At 69.1% G+C, this 24,188-nt stretch carries 19 protein-coding genes; 8 read left to right on the top strand and 11 right to left on the bottom strand.

All coding sequences use genetic code 11. The annotated features are described in order from the left end of the window. Positions 1-41: 41 nt before the first annotated feature. From F0U63_RS20725 to F0U63_RS20715, 3 genes are read right to left on the bottom strand one after another with little or no spacing between them, the layout of a single operon-like run. Positions 42-788: a competence/damage-inducible protein A gene (locus F0U63_RS20725; protein ID WP_395847639.1), complete on the bottom strand. Its 747-nt coding sequence runs from the start codon at positions 786-788 to the stop codon at positions 42-44. Between the two features lie 13 nt (positions 789-801). Continuing rightward, positions 802-1,473: a dTMP kinase gene (gene tmk, locus F0U63_RS20720; protein WP_395847638.1), complete on the bottom strand. Its 672-nt coding sequence runs from the start codon at positions 1,471-1,473 to the stop codon at positions 802-804. Beyond that, positions 1,470-1,808, bottom strand: a complete 339-nt coding sequence (locus tag F0U63_RS20715) for a hypothetical protein (RefSeq protein WP_395847637.1) — start codon at positions 1,806-1,808, stop codon at positions 1,470-1,472. Before F0U63_RS20715 ends, tmk begins: the two co-directional genes overlap by 4 nt. Before the next feature lie 176 nt (positions 1,809-1,984). On the opposite strand from F0U63_RS20715, the gene F0U63_RS20710 reads away from it, so the two are divergent. Next, a complete protein-coding gene (locus tag F0U63_RS20710) occupies positions 1,985-3,004 on the top strand; it encodes a methyltransferase (RefSeq protein ID WP_395847636.1) in 1,020 nt (339 codons plus the stop codon). Between the two features lie 83 nt (positions 3,005-3,087). Here F0U63_RS20710 and F0U63_RS20705 read toward each other — a convergent pair whose 3' ends face one another. From F0U63_RS20705 to F0U63_RS20690, 4 genes are all read right to left on the bottom strand, one after another. Further along, positions 3,088-3,876, bottom strand: coding sequence for a trypsin-like serine peptidase (locus F0U63_RS20705; RefSeq protein ID WP_395847635.1), 789 nt, complete (start codon positions 3,874-3,876; stop codon positions 3,088-3,090). A 193-nt stretch (positions 3,877-4,069) separates the two neighbouring features. Then, positions 4,070-5,398 carry a threonine synthase gene (gene thrC / locus F0U63_RS20700; RefSeq protein WP_395847634.1) on the bottom strand — a complete coding sequence of 443 codons (1,329 nt, stop codon included), beginning with the start codon at positions 5,396-5,398 and terminating at the stop codon, positions 4,070-4,072. A 6-nt stretch (positions 5,399-5,404) separates the two neighbouring features. Next, on the bottom strand, positions 5,405-5,956 hold the full coding sequence (locus F0U63_RS20695; RefSeq protein WP_395847633.1) for a hypothetical protein: 552 nt from the start codon (positions 5,954-5,956) through the stop codon (positions 5,405-5,407). Positions 5,957-6,037: 81 nt separating this feature from the next. Further along, entirely contained in the window at positions 6,038-6,679 is a 642-nt protein-coding gene (locus F0U63_RS20690) for a protein-L-isoaspartate(D-aspartate) O-methyltransferase (protein WP_395847632.1), read from the bottom strand. Between the two features lie 165 nt (positions 6,680-6,844). Between F0U63_RS20690 and F0U63_RS20685 the strand changes: the two genes are divergently transcribed. Continuing rightward, entirely contained in the window at positions 6,845-7,207 is a 363-nt protein-coding gene (locus F0U63_RS20685; protein WP_395847631.1) for an STAUR_1299 family protein, read from the top strand. A gap of 62 nt (positions 7,208-7,269) precedes the next feature. Here F0U63_RS20685 and F0U63_RS20680 read toward each other — a convergent pair whose 3' ends face one another. The 4 genes from F0U63_RS20680 to F0U63_RS20665 all read right to left on the bottom strand — a co-directional run bounded on the left by F0U63_RS20680 (position 7,270) and on the right by F0U63_RS20665 (position 13,252). Continuing rightward, the gene (locus F0U63_RS20680; protein WP_395847630.1) at positions 7,270-10,221 is read right to left on the bottom strand and encodes a hypothetical protein; all 2,952 of its coding nucleotides are present in this window, start codon (positions 10,219-10,221) and stop codon (positions 7,270-7,272) included. Between the two features lie 78 nt (positions 10,222-10,299). After that, on the bottom strand, positions 10,300-11,217 hold the full coding sequence (locus F0U63_RS20675; protein ID WP_395847629.1) for a cupin domain-containing protein: 918 nt from the start codon (positions 11,215-11,217) through the stop codon (positions 10,300-10,302). Positions 11,218-11,348: 131 nt separating this feature from the next. Next, the gene (locus F0U63_RS20670; protein ID WP_395847628.1) at positions 11,349-11,903 is read right to left on the bottom strand and encodes an aromatic-ring-hydroxylating dioxygenase subunit beta; all 555 of its coding nucleotides are present in this window, start codon (positions 11,901-11,903) and stop codon (positions 11,349-11,351) included. After that, entirely contained in the window at positions 11,900-13,252 is a 1,353-nt protein-coding gene (locus F0U63_RS20665; RefSeq protein ID WP_395847627.1) for an aromatic ring-hydroxylating dioxygenase subunit alpha, read from the bottom strand. The genes F0U63_RS20670 and F0U63_RS20665 overlap by 4 nt, the downstream gene beginning before the upstream one ends. Positions 13,253-13,415: 163 nt before the next feature. Between F0U63_RS20665 and F0U63_RS20660 the strand changes: the two genes are divergently transcribed. From F0U63_RS20660 to F0U63_RS20635, 6 genes are all read left to right on the top strand, one after another. Further along, positions 13,416-14,186, top strand: a complete 771-nt coding sequence (locus F0U63_RS20660; protein ID WP_395847626.1) for a prolipoprotein diacylglyceryl transferase — start codon at positions 13,416-13,418, stop codon at positions 14,184-14,186. 39 nt (positions 14,187-14,225) lie between these two features. Further along, complete coding sequence (locus F0U63_RS20655; RefSeq protein ID WP_395847625.1) at positions 14,226-15,650, top strand: radical SAM protein; 1,425 nt, start codon at positions 14,226-14,228, stop codon at positions 15,648-15,650. Beyond that, positions 15,647-15,973 carry a hypothetical protein gene (locus F0U63_RS20650; protein ID WP_395847624.1) on the top strand — a complete coding sequence of 109 codons (327 nt, stop codon included), beginning with the start codon at positions 15,647-15,649 and terminating at the stop codon, positions 15,971-15,973. Before F0U63_RS20655 ends, F0U63_RS20650 begins: the two co-directional genes overlap by 4 nt. Before the next feature lie 16 nt (positions 15,974-15,989). After that, positions 15,990-17,192, top strand: coding sequence for an alanyl-tRNA editing protein (locus tag F0U63_RS20645; protein ID WP_395847623.1), 1,203 nt, complete (start codon positions 15,990-15,992; stop codon positions 17,190-17,192). 141 nt (positions 17,193-17,333) lie between these two features. Beyond that, positions 17,334-19,748: a PAS domain-containing protein gene (locus F0U63_RS20640; protein WP_395847622.1), complete on the top strand. Its 2,415-nt coding sequence runs from the start codon at positions 17,334-17,336 to the stop codon at positions 19,746-19,748. Positions 19,749-19,935: 187 nt separating this feature from the next. After that, the gene (locus F0U63_RS20635) at positions 19,936-24,186 is read left to right on the top strand and encodes a M4 family metallopeptidase (protein WP_395847621.1); all 4,251 of its coding nucleotides are present in this window, start codon (positions 19,936-19,938) and stop codon (positions 24,184-24,186) included. Positions 24,187-24,188 lie beyond the last annotated feature (2 nt).

Genomic DNA, 24,188 nt, shown 5'->3' with positions numbered 1-24,188 from the left:
CCGTTCGACCCCCAGCTACCATGCCTGACCCCCGGTGGCGACTACCCGGTGCGCAGAACGGAGCCCGTGGGAAGACCCGCTTGGAGCCGGGCGAGCGCCTCCTCCACCGAGTCACGCTCGCCGCTCTCCACTGTCACCTTCACCTGATAGTCCAGTGAAGGATCGAACATCGGGTACGAGCCAATGGACACATGCGGCATGTCCAGTGCCACACGATCCAACACGCCCGCCACCGCGCTCTCGCCCACGCCCAGGTACAACACGCGCAGGTACACGGGCGCGCCACTGAGCCGCGAGAGCACCGCCTCGAGCTGCGAGCGGAAGAGCTGCGGCACACCGGGCAGGAGGAACAAGTCCTCCACCGTGAGCACCGGGAACCCCAGGCCCGGATGCGCGAGGAGCACCGCGCCCTCGGGGGCATCCGCCAGCCGCAGCGTCTCGGGCGGCACCTGCTCGTGGCCCCGCTCCCGGCTCATCTGGCTGATGAGCGCCACCATCTCGGGCAGCCGCACCACCTGACGGCCCAGGGCCAGCGCCACCGCGCGCACCGTCACGTCGTCGTGTGTGGGGCCGATACCACCGCTGGTGAAGACGTACTTCGCCTTCAGGCGGGCCCGGGCCACCGCGTCCACGATGGCATCCACTTCGTCGGGGACGATCTCCAATGAGCGCAGGGGAACACCCACCTCGCGCAGCCGCTGGATGAGGTGGGGACCATTGGCGTCCACCACCTTCGCCGTGAGGACTTCGTTGCCGATGATGATCGCCGCAGCGCCCGAGGAAGCCATGAGGGGGGGCACTCTAGCGTACCGGCGCCCGCCCGGGCTCGCGCGCGAACAGCTCCCGCACGCGCGCCAGGCACGCCGCGGTCACCGCCTCCACGGTGGCATCCCCATCGATGCGCACCACGTGCTCGCGCGCGCCCCGCAGGGCGATGGCGGCCTCGTACTGCTGGGAGATGCGGCGCTGCTTCTCCTCGGCGTCGAAGAGCTCCTCCGGCCCGCCGCGTGCCGCCCGGCGCCGCGCCGCCACCTCGATGGACACCTGCACGAAGAGCGTCAGGTCCGCGGGGATGGCGTGCGAGTTGATGGCCTCCACCCACTCCATGGGCAGCGACGCGCCCTGGTAGGCGAGCGACGAGAGCACGGACCTGTCACTGAGGACCACCTGCCCCGCCTCCAACGCGGGCAGGACCCGGGCGCGCAGGTGATCCGTCCGGTCCGCCGCGTAGAGCAACGCGAGCGTTTCGGGCGCCAGGGGCCCCGCGCCAGGCAGCACCACCCGGCCCGTGAGGGCCTGACGGATGAGAACCCCCACCGGCCCGTCCGAGGGCTCGCGCGTGGTGAGGACGGAATGACCCTCGGCCTTGAGGGCCGCGGCCAGCCGCTCCACCTGGGTGGTGGTGCCCGCGCCGTCGAGTCCTTCCAGGACGATGAGCAGGCCGCGTCGGCGGGCGTCGGACACGGCGCTCACCGGGGCAACAGCGCCGAGGGATCATCCAGGCGCAACTGACGGCGCAGCTCCATCATCGTCGCGTAGCGCGCCAGCTCGTCGGCCAGCACCGTGCGCGCCTTGCTCAGGCGCAGCAGCCCATAGACGAGCAGTCCCACCGTCGCGAGCAGGCCGAGCCACGCCACATACGGGGCGCGGGCCGAGTCCCAGAAGAGCTTGCCCGTCGCGCCGCCGAGGATGAGCGCCGCGATGAAGGCGAGTCCGGCGTGGGCGAAGAGCTGGGTGCTCTGGCGGGTGGACAAGGCCTCCTGGAGGCGGTCGAACTGCTCACGAAGGGTCTGCGTATCTGCGCTCACGGGGCGGCGAACCTAGCGGAACCCGGGGGGCGCGTCGAGAAGCTCGCGCTCCGGGAGTCCCACAACCCCCCACCCTGGCGTTGCATGCGTGCCCGGAGCCGGGATAGGGACCCGGGATGGATTCCACGCGTTGGCGTTCAGAAAGCGACGAACCCGCCCCGTCGCGGCTCTCTCCCGTGGATGACCGCCTCACCGCGGACACGGCCTTGCGCCGGGTGCGGCGGGGCGAGTACCTGCTGTACACGGGGGACTTCCACAACGCCAAGCAGCTCGTGGGCGCCATGGCCCGCCGCCTTCCCGACCCGCCCAAGGTCCGCTCGCCCCTGGACGCCTTCCGCGCCGAGCGCCGGGCGCGGCAGCTCGAACACGAGACCCTGTCGCGCATCGTGGTGGCGCTCGACCGCGACTACCGGCTCCAGGTCAAACGCGCGCCCGACGTCGCCGAGGCGTGCCGCCAGGTGTGGGGCGAGCCCGACGCCGACACGACCCACGTCTCCCTCAAGACGCTGCTGGGCATGCTCGGGGCCGCGGAGTGGCGGCGCAAGGGGCTGGAGGTGCCGGGGCTCACGGGCCGGCTGCATCCCCACTACGGCGTCTACCTGCCCACGCGCACCGACTACGTGGAGCTGTTCCTGTCCGTCACCGACGTGAAGGGCAAGCGGGTGTTCGACGTGGGCACCGGCACCGGGGTGCTGTCCTTCCTGCTGCTGCAGCGCGGCGCGGCCTCGGTGACCGCGACCGATTGCGATGCGCGCGCCGTGGCGTGCGCCCGGGAGAACGCCGAGCGGCTCGGCCTGTCCAAGCGCTTCGAGGTGCTCGAGGGGGATCTGTTTCCGCCCGGCAAGGCGGACCTCGTCGTGAGCAACCCCCCGTGGATTCCCGAGCCCCCGAAGAACCGGGTGGACCGGGCGGTGTTCGACGAGGACAACCGCTTCCTCCTGGGCTTTCTCGACGGGCTCACCGAGCACCTGAATCCCGGAGGCGAGGGGCTGCTGGTGCTCTCGGATCTCGCGGTGCTGCTGGGCCTGCGCGCCCCGGAATGGCTCGACGAGCAGTTGTCCCGGCGGGGGCTGCGTGTGAAGTGGAAGCGCTCCACCCCGGCCCGCCACTCCAAGGCGAAGGACCGGAGCGATCCGCTCCACGCGGCGCGCTCGCGCGAAATCACCACGCTGTATGGGCTGGTGCCCGGAACCTAGACGTACGAAGAGGCGCCTCGGAGCGGTGGCTGATTCCACCCCGGGCGCCTCCCATGCACTTCAGCGGCTCACGCCGCCGTCAATCACAGACCGATCTCGGCCAGCGCCGACTTGATGAGCGTGGCGCGCACGCCGCTGTTGTGCGTGCCGCGGCCGGACGAGTTGCCACCGAAGCCGTAGTGGTGCAGCGCGATGACCTCGTTGGTGGAGGTGGAGAGCACCGGCGAGCCCGAGGAGCCACCCAGCGTGTCCGCGTTGTACGACGCGTCCGTGGAGCTGTAGTTGGCGTTCAGGATGGTGCCCGGGGAGAACTTCTTCGTCGGGGCGCAGCCGGACGTGGTGTAGTAGTCGCAGTTCTGGTGGAGCACGTAGATGCTGGCGTTGGTGGCCGCGTTGGTGCTGGCGACGGTCAGCTTGCCGTACACCTGCCCCGGCTTCTGGCCATTGAGCGCGGCGCAGCGCAGCGCGGTCATGTCCAGGTTGCTCCACGTCTTGATGAAGGTGGAGCAGTCGTAATAGATGCGCGAGCCGGAGGCGACGCCGTCGATATAGTTGAAGGACGCCTTGGCGCCCGCGGCCTGGGAGGCGCTGCCGATGCAGTGGTTGTTGGTGATGAGCACGTCATCCGACACCAGCCACGCCGTGCAGCGCGAGCTCACCGCGGGGATGGACAGATAGCCCACCGCGTTGGCCCGGGTGGCCTGCGTCCCGGTCAGCGCCGTGCTGCTCTTCCAATCCACGCTGCCCACGATGACCGTGGACTCGGTGGAGGCGAGCGTGTCCGTGGAAAGGCTCTCATCCACTTCCGGCTGAGCACCGCACGCCGTCAACAGACCCACCGCCGCGAGACCGAGGTACCGACGCTTGAACATGTGTTCTCCCGATATGTGACGTGATGGGCGCCTCCGGAACGGAAGACGCGCCAGAACTGGATTCACCGGGAACCGTGTGTACACCAGTTATAAAGAGAAACATAGGCGAAACTTATTTTTCGCACGGCTTCGCCGGCGGGAAGAGCCGACGAGCTCTTCCCGGGCCAGGGCACCACTCCTGCTTGGGGATTTTCTAGAAATCGGCCAGGGCGCCGCGAACGGCATCCAGGTTCGCGGGCAGATCGATGGGCGGGTTGGAGAAGCGGCTCGCCACATCCGCCAGGGCGCCCTGGTGGTAGCCCACCTTGAAGTCCGGGAACTTCAAGCCATGCGCCGTGGACACCACGGCCACGCGCGAGCCCCGGGCAATGACACCCTGCGCCACGAGCTTCTCCAGCGCGCCGAGCGCCACGCCCGTGTGCGGACAGGTGAAGGTGCCCTCGCGGTCCGCCCGGGCCGCCGCGTTGGCCAGCTCGGACTCGGTCGCCTCCTCCACCACGCCATTGAAGGCCTTGAGGATGCGCACCGCGCGCCGGAAGGACACGGGGTTGCCAATCTGGATGGCCGAGGCGAGCGTGCGCTCGGCCTGCATGGGCACCAGCTCCGCGAAGCCTCCCCGGAAGGAGCGCACGAGCGGGTTGGCGCGCTGGGCCTGCGCCACGGCGATCCTCGGCCGCTTGGTGATGACCCCCAGCGCGAGCATCAACTCGAAGCCCTTGCCCAGGGCGCTCGCGTTGCCCAGGTTGCCACCCGGAATCACCACCCAGTCCGGCGGCTCCCAGTCCAGGTCCTGGCACAGCTCGATGGCCACCACCTTCTGGCCCTCGATGCGCAGCGAGTTCATGGAGTTGGCCAGGTACAGGCCCGCGTCGCGCGTCACCTGCTGCACCAGCTTCATGCAGCCGTCGAAGTCCGTGTCGAGCGACAACACCCGCGCCCCGTTGGCCACCGGCTGCACGAGCTGCGACAAGGACACCTTGTTGCGGGGCAGGAACACCACCGAGGGGATGCCCGCCGCGGCGCAGTAGGCCGACAGCGCCGCCGAGGTGTCTCCGGTGGACGCGCACGCCACCGCGCGGATGGGCACGCCCCGGGCGCGCATGTGCTTCACCGCGGACACCAGGACCGTCATGCCCCAGTCCTTGAAGCTGCCCGTGGGCGACACGCCGCACTCCTTCAAGTCCAGGCTCGCCAGCCCCAGCTCCGCCGCCATGCGCGGCAGCGGCTTGAGCGGCACCCGCCCCTCTCCGAGCGAGACGATGTCCCCCGCGGGAAGCTGGGGATATACCCACTCGTGCTTGCCCCAGACGCCCGAGGCGTACGGCAGCCGCGAGGACCCGAAGCGCTGCGCGAAGCGCCGCTTCCACTCCTCCGCGGGCACCGAGCGCAGCGCCTCCACGTCGTGCGCCACCTCCAGCAAACCGTCGCACCTGGGGCAGCGGTAGACGACCTCGAGCAGCGAGGCACGATAGCCGCACCCCTCGCTGCACGCATACGCGGCCTGGAAATCAGACGTGCTCATGGACTCTCAATCCGCCGCGGGAACATGGGTTCCGCACGACACGCAGGCTCGGCCCGCGCGGGTATGGGTGTGGCACTTCGTGCACTTCGTCCACTCGCCCGCCGCCACCAGCTCCGACCCGGCCGAGGGCGCGGGGGCCGTCTGGCGCAGCTTGGGCAGACGCATGCCACAGCGCTCGCAGATGAGGCCGCTGGCTTGCGGCGTGCGGCAGTACCGGCAGACGATGGGCCCGGTGGGCGCCGCCGTCCTCAGTCCATCCGAGAGCGCGCGGCCCGTGTCCATGTCTTGAATGGGCGACACCACGACGTTGCCCGCCGCGGCGGCACGCCCCGTGTCCAGCTCGGCCACCGGCTGGACAGCCCCCACCTGCACGGGCGCCTGACGCGTCAGCTCCAGCTCCTGGATCGCCGCCACGGCCACTGGCGCCCGGCCGCCCGCGAGCTGCGTGCCCTCCAGTTCCGGAAGCGTGCTCACCGCCACCGCGATCGGCGCGGCCACGGCGAGCTTCTTCCCACACACTTCGCACTCGATGCCCTGAGCCTGCTGGTGCTCACACATGGGGCAGATGATCATGGACCCGGAGGTTAGCGGTCCCACTCCACCCGGCGCAATGGCACCCGCCTCGAAGCGCCCTCCCGCTCAGTGGGGAAGGGACTCCGGGGGCGAGCTCGTCATCGGAACGAAGCGCACCGCCAGCAGCGCCTCCACCTGGGGAGCGCCTCCCTCGAGCGGCTTCGTCACGCGGATGAGTTCCTGATGGCCGGTGCGCGCGCCCACCGGCAGCAGCAGGCGGCCTCCCGGGCGCAGCTGCTCATAGAGCGCGGGAGGCAGACGCTCGGGGGCCGCGGTGCCCAGGATGGCATCGAAGGGAGCCTCCTCCGGCCAGCCCGCCGTGCCATCCCCGACCCGGAAATGAATGCCCCCCAGCCCCATCCGCTCCAGCCGCTCGCGCGCCGGCCAGGCGAGCTCGGGGAGGACTTCCACCGTGTACACCACCACGCCCAGCCGCGCGAGCACGGCCGCCTGGTAGCCCGAGCCGGTGCCGATCTCCAACACCCGCTCCCCGGGCTGGAGCGCCAGCGCCTGCGTCATGTACGCCACGATGAAGGGCTGGCTGATGGTCTGCCCATGGCCGATGGGCAGGGGGCTGTCCTGTCCCGCCACGTCCCGAAGCTCCTCGGGGATGAAATCCGCCCGTCGCAGGCTCCGGATCGCCTCCAGCACCCGCTCATCGGTGATGCCCTGCCGCCCCAGAAACTCCGCGAGTTCCCTGTCACTCATGAGAGAAGCCTAAGCACAGGCACCCGCATGGCGTGACCGATGTTCCGCCCCTCGTGCTCCAGGCGACGCTTCTCCTCCTCCCCCGTCCGCCCCCCCTCGCTTCATGCCCCTTGTTCTTCCGCTACGGACATGGTGGGAATCCCTCCCCCGCCAGGAGGCCCCACCATGGATGCCGATACCGATATCCTGCTCCGCCTCGCCTTCGACCGCGCTCCGGCCAATCTGGCCAACCAGGCCATCCAACGCGTCCGGGACGAGGTGGGCGGCGAGTCCTCGTACGCCACGAGCTACGAGATCCTCCTGCCAGACGGGAATGTCCGCGCCTGGCTGCTCGACTACCTGCTGCCCCGGTTCGTGGACTACCTCGAGTCCCGGGGCGCGAAGCTCCCCCAGTGCGGCGGCGTGTTCCTCTCCGTCTTCTCCGGGGACACGCTCCATTTCATCCACGCCCGGGACGCCGTGGCGCTCCTGTCCGAATGGAGCGGGCTGTCCTTCGACGAGCTGCGCAAGCGCTACGGGCCGCGCTGAAGGAGTCCAAGGTCACGGCGTGGCCTCTCGCGGAGACAACGCCGTGGAGGGGGCCCGAGAGGCTATTCCATGCGCAGCAGCTTCATGCCCGAAACGTTCGCCCGGTTGACCGGACCGCCGGAGCCGCCCGCCCCTCCGTAGGTCGCGTTACTCTCCAGATAGGACATGTTGTAGAAGTCCTTCACGCGAATCTTGTACGTGGCCCCCCCGGTCAGTGAGAAGCGCGCGAAGCTGGAGTCACCCCAGACATCCCAGTTGCTCAGCTGCGGCATCATCACCACATCGGAAGCAACCACCTGGCCCGCGGCGTTGACCACCTCGATCCGCTTCACGGCCGCGGTCACACCGGAGTTCACCGGGCCGAACGCGTTGCCATACACCAACTGCACCGCGTAGCTTCCGGTGAGCCCCGGCGTGAAAGCCGCTTCCAGCACCTGGTTCGCGGTCCCCCAATCGTTGAAGTGCGGGCGGCCGTGATCGGTCGCGGTCGAGGCTCCGTCCAGGCTGTTCAAGCCCGCGCCGGTGTTGAAGAAGGTGGCGGTGCCGGTGTGCCAGTAACAGACCGGATCCGAGTGGTGCGACAGGTTGGCGACCCCATCGCCGCCGGTGTACTGAGACTCGACGCTGTAGCACAGGGTCTTCGACGCATAATTGGTCGAGGTTGGATCCGTCCAGCGGGTCGTCGTCAGATTGCTCGCCACCCGTGTACCGTTCCGGTAGATGTGGTGCACCACGCCCGTCTCGCCGTTCGGGCTGAAACCGATGCTCAGCAAGCCGCCACTCAACGTCACGGACACTCCCGTCGGTTCCCTCGGTGCCCAGAAGCGCCTGTAGTCCCCCGTGTCCTCCACCACCGTCATCGTCGTTCGAGGCGCATTCGCATCCGCGAGCTGGATCTGGACGTTGTACGTGTCACTGGCCGAGGAGGAGGCCGTGAAGTAGGTGTCGTTGGCCACCAGGGCGCCATTGAGCTTGACGCTGGCGACATTGTAATAACCGTTGCTCGCGCCATCCCTTGCCGGCAACAGCACCTCCACGTTCAGGGTCTTGCCCTTGTAGGGCAGGTTCTTCAAGTGGATGCTGTTGGCGGCCGGGAACAGCGTGTTGCGCATGTATTTGGTCACGAACGGCTGAAAGCGCAGACCGGTCTGGGTGGCCTGACGGCCGAAGACCACGTCCAGCACCGAGGACATGTATCCCCCGACGGACCACAGTTGTGCTTCCGAGTTGATGACCGGGCCCGCCCTGTTCCCATTGTCCTGATCCTGATGATTGCCTGACAGGCTGATGAACTGGAAGTTCTCCATGTTCGACAGGTTCAGGCCCGCTCCACGGATCAGCGTCTTCAGGTTGTGGTTGACCACCGCGTCATTCTTCCCGAGCACCGCGGCACGCAGCCAATAGGCCGACGCGAACGGCCAGATGGCCTGGTTGTGATAGATGGGAGTATCCCTGATCTGCGGCCACACCACGGGAGCACCGGCCACGGTATGCGGATACGTCTGGAGGATCGAGGCGGTCCTGGCCGCATCCGCGATGCCATCGCTCACCGCCAGTGCCTCTCCCACCAGCTCATAGCGTTGCACCGAGGAAGGATCCAGCTCGGTGGTCTTCATCGTGCTGTACAGGCCCACCTGGGACAACCACAGGTGGTCGTTCAACGCGGCCTTCAGCGCGTCAGCCCAGCCCCGGTACCGGGTGCTCGTGGCGGTATCGCCTTTTTCAGCGGCGAGTCTGGCGGCGACATCGAGGATCATCCAGTGATTGACGTTGGTGGACAAGGTCTTGGACATGCCGATGTGCACGACGTTGCTCGCGGTCCAACTGGGATAGGTCTGTTCACGCCAGTCGAGGAACGACTGTTCGCCCGCGTAGAGACCCGTGCCCGCGTCATAGACCGCGATGCGATCGTTCTCGATGGTATTGACCATGGCGGCGTAGGCCGCATCACGGAACTGCGTGCGCTGGTCGCCGCTCAGGTACTTCAACACCTCCCAGGCCCCGCGCGCCCAGACCACGCGGTCCGTACTGACCGGCCAGCTGCCCCCGGACCCGGTGTCCTGAACGATCTCCGGTCTGCCCGGATTGCCGCGCCGATCCGAGATCTTGAACTTCAGGGTGTTGGCCGAACGCACCGGATCCATCTGCGCCAGGGACAAGTCGATCGCGTACGCGCTGTCCCGTGTCCACACGTAGGACCACTTCACGCCGGTCTTGAAGCAGCCCCCACTCCCGCCGTCCTTCGGGCAGGCGATGGGTTTGCCTCCATTGTAGGCGCCATCGCCAATCTGGCTCACGGAGAGGGTATTGACCATCTCGTCATAGGCCAGCGCGAACAAGCTGTCGAAGAGCGGGTTGCCGGTTCGAACGACCGGCTTGCCCAACGTCTCGTTGAGGGTCCGCGTGGTTGCCTTGTTTTCCACATCGGACCGGCGGACCGCGTCGGAGCTCAGCACGTAGGTCCGCGCATCCGTGTTGGGATTGGACACCGTCACGCTGACGGTATCCTTGCCATTCTTGAAGCCGTAATTGGAGACCCAGTTCAACGTCGTCGGGCAGATGTCACCGTCCGCCACGTTCACGCTCGCGGCGTAGTCCGAGCCCCCGTTGTTGTCCCACTTCGAGGGGTTGGTCGCTTCGATCGCGTAACGAATCCTGCTGCCACAAGGCAGCCTGCCCAGGTTGACGTGCCATTTGTCGTTGTTACCGCTGACCCCGTCCTTCGTCATCGCCACGGTCAGCCAGTTGGCTCCCTCGTCCAGGCTGTACACGGCCCGTACGCTCGCCGCGCTGTTCAGGGGATACGTCTCGGTGTTGAGCCACACGTCGCTGGACGAAGTGATGCTCCCATTGGCGGGGAAGATGGACGAATTGCCAATCCACTGCACGTCCGCGGCCCGCACATCCGCGTCCCGCGCCGAGCAGCCCAGAACCAGCGCGAGACAGACGGTTGAAAGGCGACAGGCCGCGGCAGCGACCGCGCCGGACCAAGGGAAGAGCCGATTCATTTCCATTCGCATGTCTCCTCATCATGACAGCAAAGAACTCAGGTAGGGCCGAGGTGCCGGGCCTCGAAGCCACGAGATCGCCGCTCATCCCACGCGGGGACCACGCAACGCGCCGGGCCGCGTCCCCGTCTCGCGCTTGAAGGCGCGGTGGAAGGTGGCCTCGTCCGCGTAGCCCACCCGGAGCGCCACCTCGTGCAGGGACAGCGTCGTGGTCTGGAGCAGGCGCGTGGCGAGGGAGATCCGGCGGCGCGTCAGGTAGCGGAAGGGGGACTCGCCCACGTGCCGGGCGAAGCGCAGCGCGAAGGTGGTCCGCGCGAGCGACACCCGCTCGGCGAGGCTGTCCACCGTCCAGGGCGCTCCCGGCTGGCGGTGGATGAGGGTGAGCGCCGCGGCGATGGAGGGATCGGCGAACGCCCCCGCCCCCACCGCGAGCGCCGCATCCGGGGGAGTGGCGGTGCGAACCCACTCGGCCAGCAGCAGCTGCGTCACGTGCTGGATGAGCGCGTGGGCCCCTGGCCGTCCGGACTCGAAGTCCTCGCAGACGCGTTGGAAGGACGGCATCAGCGCGGCGGCGAGCGACTCCTGGGAGCGCCGGGGCACCGCGGGCGACAGGGCCGCGAGCAGCGGGGCCGCCGCGCCCGCCTCCAGGTCGAAGCGCACGCCCAGCAACGCCACGGTCCGCTGCCCCGGCCCTCCCATGCTGCGCGGACCCGGCGTCGAGGGCTCGAAGTTCACGTCGACGGGCCGCGAGCGCGGGGTGGCGGAGTCACGCACGATGATGCCCGGCCCCCCGTACAGGCCGATGTCTCCCGGCGCCAGGTGCAGGGGCGATTCCAGGTGGCCCTCGGGCTCGAGCCACACCTCTCCATCCAGCACCATGAACAGGCCCTGGGGACCCGCTCCCGGCGCGAAGCGCGCCCCATAGGGACCATGGAGCGAGACATGCCGCGAGCCGACGACATCCAGGTGCAAGGTCTGGAGCAGTTGAGAGAGGGCATCCATGAGCGGACTTCCAGCGCGAACGTGGGAGGGAAGTCTAACGTTCCCTCCGACGTCTTCCCTGAAATACCCGCTCTCCTGGAGTGGAGATCCGCCAGGAGCACCCTTCCCAGTGAGCCCTCCCGACGGACTGCTCAGAAAAAGACGCTGAGGTTGCCGGCGAGGATGACGGTTTGCTCCAGGAGCACCGTGCGGTGCGCGATGCGCCAGGCGCCCGGCGCGTCCGCGCGGCGCAGCACGTCCTGACGCAGCCCGGCGAACAGGTCCACGGCATGCTCCTGACGCGTGCGGTAGAGCAGGAAGGAGGAGCGCACCTCCACCTCTCCGGGCGCGTCGAGGGCACTCACCTGGACGTTGCTCACCAGACGGCGCGTGCGGCTGAGCGGGTACTCGGACCAGGCGAGCCCGGTCGTCAGCCGCGCCACGCGCAGCGACAGGCCGCGCAGGTCGTCATCGAAGTGGGCGGACACGTCCTGGGACTCGAGGGCCTCGCGCGTGGCCTCGCGCGTCACGCGGTTGGTGCGCACGGGCACCCGGTAGCGTGCGTCCGGGGTGAACAGCCCGAGCCATGCCTCGAAGCGGTGCTCGTCGAGCAGCGCGGCCTCGGCGTAGAGGAACTGCTCGAGCTCGTACTGCAGCGCGGGGCCGGGCACGAGCGGTGGCACGTGGAGCGCGGGGGCGGTGCTCATGGGGCACCTTCCGTGGACAGCAGGCTCGCCCAGCGGCGATAGAAGGCGCGGGCGGCCACCTCGCTGGCGGAGCGGTTCGCGGTGGTGCCGGGGAAGCGCCCCTCGGCGTCCTGCTGGGTGCCCGAGTCCATCTCCATGTTGAAGATCTCGCGCCGCGCTCGTCTGCCCTTGAGCACTCGTTGGATCTCCGTCCAGTTGTGCGTGTCGTCCTGCTCGAAGATGCCGGTCGATCCAAACGTGCGCTGGTTGCCCAGCCGGATGGCCTGCTTCACGTCGGCGGGAGCGTCCGCGTCCGCGATCACATAGGACCAGACTTCCATCTGCTCGGGACCCTTGGGCTGCCACACGCGCAACGCGTTGGCGGCGGGCAGGATGCCCACGTTGGGAAACAGGTTGCTCGCCGGGATGAAAACAGACGCGCGCGCCTCGCCATACTTGCGCACGAGGAAGTCCTGACGCGGCCCCTGCAGCCACTCGTTCGCCTTGGGTTCGAATGCGAGGCGCGCGCCGCGCATCAGGTTGGGCGGGAGAGCGGCCATCAGGGCGCCATGGCCCTGGGCGTTCTTGAACTGCCGGCCGCCATCCGGAGGGGGCGTGGCCTCCTGCATGGTCCGCGGCGCCCCGGGCACCTGGCTCACCAGCGCCTTGAGCGCGGACAGATGGGACATGCCGAAGTGGTAGCCGTCCGAGGCGAACTGCTCGGCGCCGAACTTCCAGTTGCAGGGCACGGTCCACTTCGTCACGCCGATCACCTCGGTGCCCCCCAGGCCGTCCAGGAGGGGCTCGAAGTACCAGGCCGCGTCCCCGAGCGAGTCGCGGAAGGAGGGCGCGTGCTCGTCCCAGGTGCCGAAGACGAAGCCGTGGAAGGACTCGACACGAGGCACACGCACGGCGCTCCAGCGGTCGCGGTCCACGGGACAGCGGTAGAGCTCCCGCTCGTCGCGCACGGAGGACAGGCGCCCGCCACGGTCATATGTCCAGCCGTGATAGGTGCAGGTGAAGACCCGGGTGTGGCCCGCGTCCTCCTGGGTCAGGCGCATGCCGCGATGGCGGCACTGGTTGAGGAAGGCGGCCACCGAGCCGTCGTCCTGGCGCGACACGATGATGGGATCCTCCCCCATGTACGTGGTGATGAAGTCGCCGGGCCGCTTGAGCTGGGACTCGTGCGCGAGGAACAGCCAGCTCCGCCCGAAGACGCGCTCCTGCTCCAGCTCGTACACCTCGGGGTCCACGTAGATGCGTGGATCCACGCGGCCACGCTCCTCGAGCAGGGGGCCCAGGTCCAGCGGCGGGCCGCCTGGACGGGTGGGGAGGACACGGGCGGTGGGCCCGGGACAATCTCTCTGCATGATGACCTCCAGCGGCGAGCGGGGCGCGGGGGTGCGCCGCTCACGGGCCAGAATGTGCGCCGGAGGCGGGACGCGGCCATGGGCATTTCGTTCAGCGGCGTTGGCTCTTCGTTCAGAGGCACACCCCAGGGCATGCGGTAGGCTGCCGGGCCTCACCTCACTCATGACCTTTCCCCTCTACATCCCCCTGGGCCCCTGGCAGGTGCACCCGCACTTCTTCTTCGAGACGCTCGCGTACTTCCTCGGCGCGCGGCTCTACTTCGTGTTGAAGCGGCGGTGGGCGGATCCCCTGCAATCCTCGACACGGCTGGGAGTCATCGCCGGCGCGGCGCTCGGCGCGGGCCTGGGCTCGCGGTTGGTGCACCTGTTGGACGAGTGGCCCCTGTGGCTCGAGGGTCAGGTCACCACCGCGAGCCTGCTCACCGGCAAGTCGCTCGTGGGCGGCCTGCTCGGAGGACTCCTGGGCGTGGAGCTGGCCAAGAAGCTGCTCGGCGAGCAGCGCAGCACGGGAGATCTCTTCGTGCTGCCGCTGTGTCTGGGCATCTTCCTGGGCCGCCTGGGCTGCTTCTTCACCGGGCTGGAGGACCACACCTATGGGGTGGCCACCTCGCTGCCCTGGGGCGTGGACTTCGGGGATGGCGTGCGCCGTCACCCCACCCAGCTCTACGAGGCCGCCTTCATGGTGTTCGTAGCGGCGCTGAGCCTCGTGTTGCGCGGGCGCGAGCTACGCCAGGGCGACCTCTTCCGCCGCTTCATGGTGTTGGACCTGACCTTCCGCCTCGGGGTGGATCTGCTCAAGCCGGATCCCCGTCCCCTGCTGGGCCTGAGCGGCATCCAATGGGTCTGCGTGGCGGGTCTGCTCTACTACGCGCGGGATCTGCCCCGGTTGTGGCTGCGCCGCCCCGGGCTTCCGGTCCAGACCGACGCGCGATGACGTGAGTCCCGCTGTTTTCCATTAGGCTGGTGCCACCCCATGACCGACCGCGTCCGCCCCTACCTCTTCTACGATACGGCCATCTCCATCTGCTCCACCTGCTACCAGCGCGTGGAGGGGAAGATCCTCTTCGCCGACGGCAAGGTGCTGCTGCAGAAGCGCTGCCCGCGCCATGGCTTCGAGCGGGTACTGCTGGCGGACGACGTGGACTACTACAAGCGCTCCCGGGAGATCTTCATCAAGCCCCCCGAGCAGCCGCTGCGCTACAACACGCCCATCCGCTACGGATGCCCGTACGACTGCGGCCTGTGCCCGGACCACGAGCAACACAGCTGTCTGACGCTGGTGGAGCTGACGGACCACTGCAACCTGCGCTGCCCCATCTGCTACGCCGAGAGCGGTCCGGAGCGGCAGACCCACCGCTCCTTCGAGAAGGTGGTGTCCATGTTGGACGCCGTGGTGGCCAACGAGGGCGAGCCGGACGTGGTGCAGCTCAGCGGCGGCGAGCCCACCCTGCACCCGGACTTCTTCCGCATCATCGAGGAGGCCCGGGCCCGGCCCATCCGCCACCTGATGGTGAACACCAACGGTATCCGCATCGCGAAGGACGAGGCCTTCGCCGAGAAGCTGGCCACCTACCGCAAGGGCCTGGAGGTCTACCTCCAGTTCGACTCCTTCGAGCGCGAGCCGCTCATGGCCCTGCGTGGAGCGGATCTGCGCTCGGTGCGGCAACAGGCGCTCGAGCGCCTCAACGCGCTGGACGTGAGCACCACGCTGGTGGTGACGCTGAAGAAGGGGCTCAATGACGGGGAGATCGGCCGCATCCTCGACTTCGCGGCCCAGCAGCCCTGCGTGCGCGGCGTCACCTTCCAACCCGTGCAGGAGGCCGGACGGCTGGAGGGGTATGATCCCGCGAGGGATCGTCTGACCCTGACGGAGGTGCGGCGGCGCATCCTCGAGCAGACGCGGCTGTTCTCGCCGGAGGATCTCATCCCCGTGCCCTGCCATCCGGACAGCCTGTGCATGGGCTACGCCCTCAAGCACGAGGGCCAGGTGGTGCCGCTCACCCGCTTCGTTCCCCCGGAGCTGCTGGTGGAGGGAGGCCGCAACACCATCGTCTACGAGAAGGACACCGGCCTGCAGCAGCGGCTCTTCCAGCTCTTCTCCACCAACCACTCCCCCCAGTCCTCCTCGCGCAGCCTGTCGGATCTGTTGTGCTGCCTGCCCCAGGTCCAGGTGCCCGGAGAGCTCACCTACCGCAACGTCTTCCGGGTCCTCATCATGCAATTCATCGATGCCCAGGCCTTCGACCTGCGCAGCGTCAAGAAGAGCTGCGTGCACATCGCCCATCCGGATGGGCGCATCATCCCCTTCGACACCTACAACCTCTTCTACCGGGATGATCTGGAGCGCACGCGGCTGGCACCCCTGCGCGAGGCCCTCACCGCGGCGGGGTTGGCATGAGCCCCCGAGGAGAGTCCAACCCCGGCATGGTCGTGCTGTGGACGCTGCTCGGCGTCGGCTACTACCTCCTGCTCGATGCGGTCTTCTGGGGCCTGTACTACGTGGTGGACAGCAACTTCCGGTCGATGAGCCCGCTGATGCTCGGCCTGCTCGTGGTGCCCTTCCTGGGTTACTTGCTGGCCATTCAGGGGGACGACTCCGTCGAGAAGCAAGACAAGCGCAAGGGCCTCCTCATCGCGCTGCCACTCTTCTATGGCCTGTTCTGTCTGGCGCCGATCGCCATCTGCGGGGGCATCCTCCTGGGTGGAAGCAAATTGCACTGAGCGGGTTCCTCCTCACATGACTCCCACCGAACGCCTCTACTTCGCCGACCCCTTCCTCTCCCACTTCACCGGGCGCGTGCTCGCCCATGGCACGTGGAGCGGCGCGCCCTCCGTGGTGCTCGATCGCACCGCCTTCTACCCCGAGGCCGGCGGCCAGATGGCCGACCGGGGCGTGCTCGGAAGCCTCGCCGTGCGCGACGTGCAGGTGGATGACGCGGGCGTCGTCCATCATCTGCTGCAACTGCCCGAGGGCGCCTCGCTCCCCACCCCCGGCACCGAGGTGACCGGCGACATCGATCGCGCGCGCCGCCGCATCCACATGGCGCTGCACACCGGCCAGCACATGCTGTCCAGCGCACTCGTGGAGGTAGCCGGGGCACACACCGTGTCCTCGCGGCTGGGGGAGACGGTGTGCACCATCGACGTGGACCTGGAGGTGCTCGACGAGCAGCGCGTCGCCGAGGCCGAGGCCCGCGTCAACGCCCTCATCGATGAAGACGTGCCCATCCGCGCCTTCTTCCCCACGCCCGAGGAGCTCGCCGCCCTCCCCCTGCGCCGCGCCCCCAAGGTGACGGACAACATCCGCGTCATCCACATCCAGGGCTTCGACGTGTCTCCCTGCGGGGGCACGCACTGCACGCGCTCGGGGCAGGTGGGGATGGTGCGCGTGCTGGGCGTGGAGCGCAACAAGGGCAAGGGCCGCGTCCTCTTCTCCGCGGGCGGCCGGGCCCGGAGCGAGCTGTGGCAGGAGGCCGCCGCCCTGCGCGCGCTCGGCCGGAGCTTCTCCTGTGGACCGCTCGACGTGCCCGCCTCCGTGGAGCGGCTGCGCCGGGATTTGACGGACGTGCGCGAGGCCCTGGGCGCGGCGCGCGCGAAGCTCGCCGAACACACCGCCGCGGGGCTCGCCGCGCAACTGGAGCGCTCCCCCGATGCGCGCGTGGTGGCGGTGCTCGACGGCGCCTCGCCCGAGGACCTGCGCTCGGTGGCCGCGCGGCTCACCCAGCGTCCCGACGCCGTGGTGTTGCTCGCCAGCCGGACCCCCGAGGGCCTGTCCGTGCTCATCACCCGCGGCAGCGGCGCCTCCTTCGGCTGTGGCGCCTTCCTCAAACGCGCCGCCGAGGCCGCGGGGGGACGCGGAGGGGGCCGGCCCGAACATGCCGAGGGACGTCTGCCAGCGCACACGGACTGGCCCGCCCTGGTGGCCTCGCTCCTCGGGTAATCACCACGTCACACGCCCGGTGTGGGCCACCCAACGCGGGTGTTAACGGGGCCCTAGAATCCGGCGGGCCCCGTTCACTTCCTGGCGCTGGCCCGAAAGGGCAACACGCCGCGGAGCCGCCGACCTGTCACCCTCCTTCACATGGTCCTCCTCACGGAGTCACACGGTGTCACGCCGTCTCCCCGGCTCGAGCACCTCCTCGAGGCCGCCACGGATGGAGTGCTCGCGCTCGACACCGAAGGGCGCGCCCTGTACCTCAACGCCAGCGCCGAGCGCATCCTCGGCCGCGCTCGCGCCGAGGTGCTCGGACACTCCTTGTGGTCACGGCTGCCCCGGCTGGAGGGCACGGAGTTCGGCCGGGCCTGCCAGCGCGCGCTCGCGCAGGGCATGTCCTCCACCGTGGAGGAGTACGTCGCCCCGCTGGGCGCCTGGGTGCAGGCGCGGGTATCCCCCGCCCCGGAGGGCGTGCTCGTCTTCCTGCGCGACGTGACGCCGCTCAACCAGGTGGAGACGGAGTACGCGAGCCTGCACGCGCTCGTGGCGAGCGCCCCCGCGGTGGCCTTCGTGACGCGCGGGCCCGAGCACGTCTTCGTGCTCTCCAACGCGCGTCACCGCAAGCTCCAGGGAGGACGGGAGGTGCTGGGACAGACGGCGCGCGAGGCCCTGCGCGAGCCCCAGGGCCAGAGCCTGCTGGAGGTGTTGGATCGCGTGTACCGCACCGGCATTCCGCTCGTGCTGGAGCAGGTGCCGCTGCCGGTGCAGAGCGACGAGGGCCCCTGGGAGGAGCGCCTCTTCCACCTCACCTGCCAGCCACTGCGTGACGTGGCCGGGCGCGTGGAGGGCGTGACGGTGTTCGCCTTCGATGTGACGGAGCTGGTGCGCGCGCGCTGGCGGGCGGAGCGGCTGGCCGAGGAGTTGAGCCTGAGCGAGGTGCGCTTCCGCTCGCTCGTGATGGCCACCTCCACCCTGCTGTGGACGACGGACGCCCTGGGCCACTTCCGCGAGGACTTCCCCACCTGGAGCGCCTTCACGGGGCAGGACTACGACACGTGGCGCCATGGCGCCGGGTGGTGGGACGCCATCCATCCCGAGGACCGGGCTCGGGCCACGGCGGCGTGGCAGCGCGCCTTCGCCACGCGGGGCCTGTTCGAGGCGGAGTACCGGCTGCGCCGCGCCGATGGCACCTACACGCCGGTGGTGTCGCGCGGCGTGCCCGTGCTGGAGCTGGACGGCTCGGTGCGCGAGTGGGTGGGCTCCATCACCGACATCACCGCGCAGCGCCGCGCGCGCCAGGCGCTCGAGCTGCTCACCGAGGCGAGCACCGCGCTGGCCTCCACGTGGGAGCTGCGCCCGGCCATGGAGAACCTCGCCCAATGTCTGGTGCCCCGGCTCGCCGAGTGGTGTGGCGTGTTCCTGCACGACGAAGCCGGCCCGGGTGAGGGCCCTCGAACCGGCCCCGGAGAGCGCGTGGCCTTCAGCGACGTGGACCCGCGGCGCGCCCTGCGGCTGCGCCAGGCGGGCCCGGGCGTCCACGTGCCCATGTTCCAGGGGCCGTGGCCCCACGGACGGGCGGAGTCCTTCCCCGCGCTCACCCAGCAGGCGCTCGCCGCGGAGCCGGACGAGGCCCGGCGGGAGCTGCTGCGGGCCTTCGTGGGCCTGCGGGGCATGGTCGTGCCCATCACCCTCAAGGGCAAGCACCGGGGCGCGCTGGTGCTCGCGGCGGGCGAGAGCTACCGGCCCTACGACGCCGACGATCTCCAGCTCGCCGGGGAGCTCGCGCACCGGGCCGCCACCATCCTGGAGCACGTGCGCCTCTTCGAGCTGGCGCGCCAGGCGCGCGACCGGGCCGAGGAAGCCAACCGCGCCAAGGACGAGTTCCTCGCCACCGTCAGCCACGAGCTGCGCACGCCGCTCACCGCCATCCTCGGGTGGACGAACATCCTGCGCACCACGCCGATGTCTCCGGACAAACAGGAGCGCGCCCTGGAGACGGTGGAGCGCAGCGCGCGCGCCCAGGCGCAGATCGTGGATGATCTGCTGGACATCTCCCGCATCGTCGCCGGACGGATGCGCCTGGAATTGCAGCCGGTGGACCCGCGCGCCGTGGTGGAGGCGGTGCTCGACGTGGTGCGTCCAGCCGCGGCCGCGCGCGACATCCACCTGGAGCCCCTGCTGGAGCAGGACGTGGGCCTCGTGCGGGGAGATGCCCAGCGGCTGCAACAGGTGGCGTGGAACCTGTTGACCAACGCCATCAAGTTCACCCCGCCCGGAGGCCGGGTGACGGTGCGGCTGCGGCGCGTGGAGTCCTTCGTGGAGCTGGAGGTGCGCGACTCCGGCCAGGGCATTTCCCCCACCTTCCTCCCCCACCTCTTCGAGCGCTTCCAGCAGGCCGACGGCAGCACCACGCGCCGCTACGGCGGGCTGGGCCTGGGGTTGTCCATCGTGCGCCACCTGGTGGAGTTGCAGGGCGGCACCGTCCAGGCCCACAGCGACGGCGAGGGCCAGGGCGCCTGCTTCACCGTCAGGCTGCCCGCTCGCCCACGCATGGTGGATTGATTCCAGCCACTGTGTATCATCGCCCTCCGCCGCGAACGCGGAAGGTCTAGGAGTTCCCGTCCCGACCGGACTCGGGTGGACGCTTCGCCTCGTGGCGTTCCACGCAGCTCCGGTTCTGGTGCTCAGGGATGGGCACCCGCCGGCCCTCTCCTCGACGCAGTCACGCAGTCCGGTGGAGCGAAAACCCATGTCCATGCCGTGGCCTCGCTGGCCCCTGCTCCTCGCCTCGTTGGTGGCGGGGCCTTCCCTGGCGGCGGGCGGAAGACTCGCCTCCGTTTCCCAACCCACCCTGCTCCAGTTGCGCGCCCGTGAACCCTCGCGCGCGGCGGAGTCGCTCTCGCTGTTGAAAGCCCAGAGCGGGCAGCTCGGTCTGAGCGAACGGGATGAGTTCCGCCTGTCGAGCGTCCAGACGGACAGCTTCGGCCTCACGCATACCCGCTTCCAGCAGTTGCATGAGGGCATTCCGGTGTGGGGCGGCGTGGCCATCACCCACCTGGATCCGTCCGGCCGCGGCCTGAAGGTGACGAAGGACAGCGTGCGCCCGCACATCCGCGTGAGCACGCGTCCCGTGGTGGACGCGGCGAGCGCGGCGGCCCTGGCCCTGCTCGAGGTGCGCCCGCTCGGTCTGCCCACGAAGCAGCCCGGCACCCAGCTCGTCATCTATCCCGAGGTGAAGCGCGTGGTCGCGCCGGGCGGCAAGCGCCGCCTGCGGGCCAACGCGGAGGACTTCCAGGAAGAAGTGGTGGGCTACCGCCTCGCCTGGCACGTGCACACCGTGCTGGACAACGCCCAGGACGGCGTCAAGCAGACGGACTTCCTGCTCGACGCCCGCTCGGGGGTGGTCCTCGAGCGGTGGAACTCGCTGCGGACCGCGGCCGCCGTGGGGACGGGCCGCTCGCAATACAGCGGCGACGTGCGGCTCGACGTCTTCCAGAACGCGGCCGGCCGCTACGAGCTGCGTGACACGACGCGCACCTATGGCGAGGGCCTGCGCACGTACGACGTCAATCACGCCGACCTCGAAAACGGCGAGACGCCGCTCCCCGTGCTGTACCAGGACGAGGACAACGTCTGGGGTGATGGACAGAACTTCGACCCGGGCGCCGGCACCCTGAGCGAGAATGGCCAGACGGCGGCCGTGGACGCGCACTACGGCCTGCAGGCCACGTGGGACTACTACCAGAAGATCCACAACCGCTTCGGCATCGACAACGCGGGCACGCCGACCTTCAACTACGTGCACGTCGGCAAGGGCATGAACAATGCCTTCTGGGACGACGACTGCTTCTGCATGAGCTACGGCGACGGTTCCTTTCCGAAACCGGATGGCATCAAGTCCGTCGTGTCGCTCGACATCACGGGCCACGAGCTGAGCCACGGCGTCATGTCCCAGACCGCCGCGCTCATCTACTCGGGGGAGTCCGGCGGACTGAACGAGGCCAACTCCGACATCTTCGGCACCATGGCGGAGTTCTGGGTCCGCAACGGCCGGGGCGACACCATTGGTGACACGGGCGGCGACTGGACCATCGGCGAGCAGGTCCGCGACACGCCGCTGCGCTACATGTACAAGCCGAGCCTGGACGGCCACAGCGAGGACGCCTGGTCTCCTGGTCTCGGCTCCATCGATGTCCACTACAGCAGTGGCCCGATGAACCGCGCCTTCTTCTTCCTGGCCCAGGGCGCGCGATCGACGGCGACGCCGAATGACTACTCGAGCCAGTACCTGCCCGACGGCATGACGGGCATCGGCAACGACAAGGCGGCGGCCATCTGGTACCGCGCCATCACCGCCTACCTGACTCCCGCCAGCAACTACGTGGCGGCCCGCTCGGCCTCGCTCCGGGCGGCGGCGGAGCTCCACGGCAGCGGCTCCCAGGAGTACCGCGCCGTGCAGAACGCCTTCGCCGCCATCAACGTGGGCTACAGCGCGAGCACCTATGACGATCTCACGCCGCCCAGGGCGAGCCTGAGCCTGTCGGGCAGCGCGCCCACGCTGCGCTTCAACGCGGTGGCCTCGGACAACATCGGCGTGACGCGCGTGGAGTTCTATGTCGACGGTGTCCTCACGAGCAGCGACGGCATGCAGCCCTTCGAGTTCACGATCGACACCACCCAGGCCGACCCCGGCACGCACCAGGTGGTGGCCAAGGCCATCGATCTGGCCGGTAACGCGGGCTCCTCCGCGCCCATCGGCTTCACCGTGACCCAGAGCTTCTCGCAGCTCCTGCGCGATCCTGGCTTCGAGCTGGATGGAACGGACTGGGTACAGGAGCCGACCGACAGCGACTCCTCCATCATCGTCCATTCCTTCATCGGGGCACGCACGGGTTGGGGCTACGCCCTCTTCAATGGCTATGGCACGAGCGCCGTGGACCGCCTCTCCCAGCAGGTCACCTTCCCCGCCGATACCCAGACGGCCGCGCTGACCTTCTATCTCAACGTCCGCACCGATGACCTTGGCACCCAGGCCCAGGACACCCTGGCGGTGCAGGTGCGGGACCCCCAGGGCAACCTCCTCGAGCAGCCCGCGAGCTGGTCCAACGTCGACTCGACGCTCGGCTGGGTGCAGGTGAGTGTCGATCTGACCCGGTTCGCGGGCCAGACGGTGCAGCTGCACTTCGTGGGCACCGAGAACGACGATGGTCTCGCCAGCCAGTTCCGGCTCGATGATCTCTCGCTGCGTGTCCTCACCCGCCCCGACACCGAGGCGCCGTTCGTGACGGCCGGCGTCAAGAGCGACCCGGAGAGCGGCCGGGTGGCCTTGCTGGGACACGTCTGGGACAACGGCTTCGTCAATGCCGTCGAGTTGTTCGTGGACGGCACCTCCCGAGGCTCCGTGCCCAGGACGTTCGCGAAACTCCTGAGCGCCAGCGCGCTGGGAGCTGGCCAGCACACGCTCGTGGTCAAGGCCACGGACGCGGCCGGCAACACGAGCACGTCCGAGCACCTGCCGTTCTACGTGGAGCGCCGCGGGCAGGTGGTGCAGAACCCTGACTTCGAGTTCTATGACCCTCAGACGGGCCAGGCCGAAGGGTGGACGCTCGAGACGCCATACCCCACGAGCAATCGCGTCCTCGAGAACTTCCTCCTGGCGTACTCAGGATTGAACCTCGTCCGGTTCAGCCACGAAGAGGGCCCCAACACGTCGACCCTGAGGCAGACCGTCACCCTCCCCGCGGACGCCGCGTCGGCCGTCTACAGCTTCTGGCTGTGGGTCGAGAGCACCGCCTTCTCCGACAACGTGGCCCATCACACGTTCACAGCGAAGGTCCGCGACGTCAACGGCAACGACCTGAAGACGCTGGAGATCATCTCGAACGTGAACGGCACCCCCGACTACGCCGAGCACCGTTATGAGCTGAGCGCGTTCAAGGGGCAGACGATCCAGCTCTTCTTCGAGTCCAACCTGGAGGAGCCCCCGGAGAACCCGAACACCGGCTACACGCGTTTCGCGCTCGACGACGTCTACCTGGAGGTGTCGAGCACTCCGGACACCCTGGCCCCCTCGCTCGACGCGAGCGTGCGTGGCGACTCCGGCTCACGGGTGCAGCTCTCCGCCAAAGTGAGCGACAACACGTGGACGGCGAAGCTCGAGTTCTTCGTGGATGGCGGCCCGGTGGCCAGCTTCACCGACCCCAAAGGCCAGTACACGAGTCCGTTCGACACGTCCGCGCTCGCCAACGGGCAGCACACGTTCATGGCCAAGGCCACGGACCGGGCGGGCAACGAGAAGTCGGTCACGGTGCCCTTCACCGTGAACGTGGTGACCGACACGACGCCCCCGACCGTCAGCGCGGCGGTGGAGGGCGAGTACGAGGCGACGGTGTTCACGGCCTCCGCCACCGACGACACGGGCGTCACGGCCGTGGAGTTCTACGTGGATGGTGTCTACCAGGGCAGCGTCCAGGCGGCGCCGTACCGGCTGCCCTTCAGCACCCTGCCCCTGGCGCCGGGCGAGCACACCCTCAAGGTGGTGGCCTTCGATGCCTACGGCCATTCCGCCTCGGCCACGGCCCCCTTCACGCGCGCGGGCCCGCTGCTGTCCTCCACGCGAATCGTCGTGCCGGTGGAAGGGACGTATGAACTGAGCACCCTGCTGACCCAGGGGGCGGATCCGCTGCTGCTCTGGAACGTGCAGGAAGGCCGCATCTGCGGAACCGTCTCGTGGACGGGCGCCTACACGGCACCGGCCGCGCCCGGCCTCTGCCACGTGCTCATCCACAACAAGCGGGACACCCGCCTGAGCGCCCGGGTGGACGTGCGCGTCTACACCGCGGATCTCAACGGGGATCGTGTCGTGGACGGTGAGGACATGGCACGCCTCGCCCAGAGCTGGGGCACCCGCGCTTCCTCCACGACGACCGCGGACCTCGATGCGAGTGGCTCCGTGGACGACACCGACGTCACCCTCTTCCACAGCCAGTTCGGACGCTAACC

This window comes from Cystobacter fuscus (genome assembly GCF_044360685.1).
GTDB classification, from domain to species: Bacteria; Myxococcota; Myxococcia; order Myxococcales; family Myxococcaceae; genus Cystobacter; species Cystobacter fuscus_C.
This window is presented reverse-complemented; position numbering and strand designations above follow the sequence as displayed.

Coding starts and splice junctions, on each gene's coding strand:
- F0U63_RS20640 (WP_395847622.1), top strand. CDS start 17,334: ATGGTCCTCCTCACGGAGTCACACGGTGTCACGCCGTCTCCCCGGCTC.
- F0U63_RS20645 (WP_395847623.1), top strand. CDS start 15,990: ATGACTCCCACCGAACGCCTCTACTTCGCCGACCCCTTCCTCTCCCAC.
- F0U63_RS20680 (WP_395847630.1), bottom strand. CDS start 10,221: ATGGAAATGAATCGGCTCTTCCCTTGGTCCGGCGCGGTCGCTGCCGCG.
- F0U63_RS20725 (WP_395847639.1), bottom strand. CDS start 788: ATGGCTTCCTCGGGCGCTGCGGCGATCATCATCGGCAACGAAGTCCTC.
- F0U63_RS20635 (WP_395847621.1), top strand. CDS start 19,936: ATGTCCATGCCGTGGCCTCGCTGGCCCCTGCTCCTCGCCTCGTTGGTG.
- F0U63_RS20705 (WP_395847635.1), bottom strand. CDS start 3,876: ATGTTCAAGCGTCGGTACCTCGGTCTCGCGGCGGTGGGTCTGTTGACG.
- F0U63_RS20655 (WP_395847625.1), top strand. CDS start 14,226: ATGACCGACCGCGTCCGCCCCTACCTCTTCTACGATACGGCCATCTCC.
- F0U63_RS20670 (WP_395847628.1), bottom strand. CDS start 11,903: ATGAGCACCGCCCCCGCGCTCCACGTGCCACCGCTCGTGCCCGGCCCC.
- F0U63_RS20685 (WP_395847631.1), top strand. CDS start 6,845: ATGGATGCCGATACCGATATCCTGCTCCGCCTCGCCTTCGACCGCGCT.
- F0U63_RS20695 (WP_395847633.1), bottom strand. CDS start 5,956: ATGTGTGAGCACCAGCAGGCTCAGGGCATCGAGTGCGAAGTGTGTGGG.
- F0U63_RS20675 (WP_395847629.1), bottom strand. CDS start 11,217: ATGGATGCCCTCTCTCAACTGCTCCAGACCTTGCACCTGGATGTCGTC.
- F0U63_RS20660 (WP_395847626.1), top strand. CDS start 13,416: ATGACCTTTCCCCTCTACATCCCCCTGGGCCCCTGGCAGGTGCACCCG.
- F0U63_RS20690 (WP_395847632.1), bottom strand. CDS start 6,679: ATGAGTGACAGGGAACTCGCGGAGTTTCTGGGGCGGCAGGGCATCACC.
- F0U63_RS20665 (WP_395847627.1), bottom strand. CDS start 13,252: ATGCAGAGAGATTGTCCCGGGCCCACCGCCCGTGTCCTCCCCACCCGT.
- F0U63_RS20650 (WP_395847624.1), top strand. CDS start 15,647: ATGAGCCCCCGAGGAGAGTCCAACCCCGGCATGGTCGTGCTGTGGACG.
- thrC (WP_395847634.1), bottom strand. CDS start 5,398: ATGAGCACGTCTGATTTCCAGGCCGCGTATGCGTGCAGCGAGGGGTGC.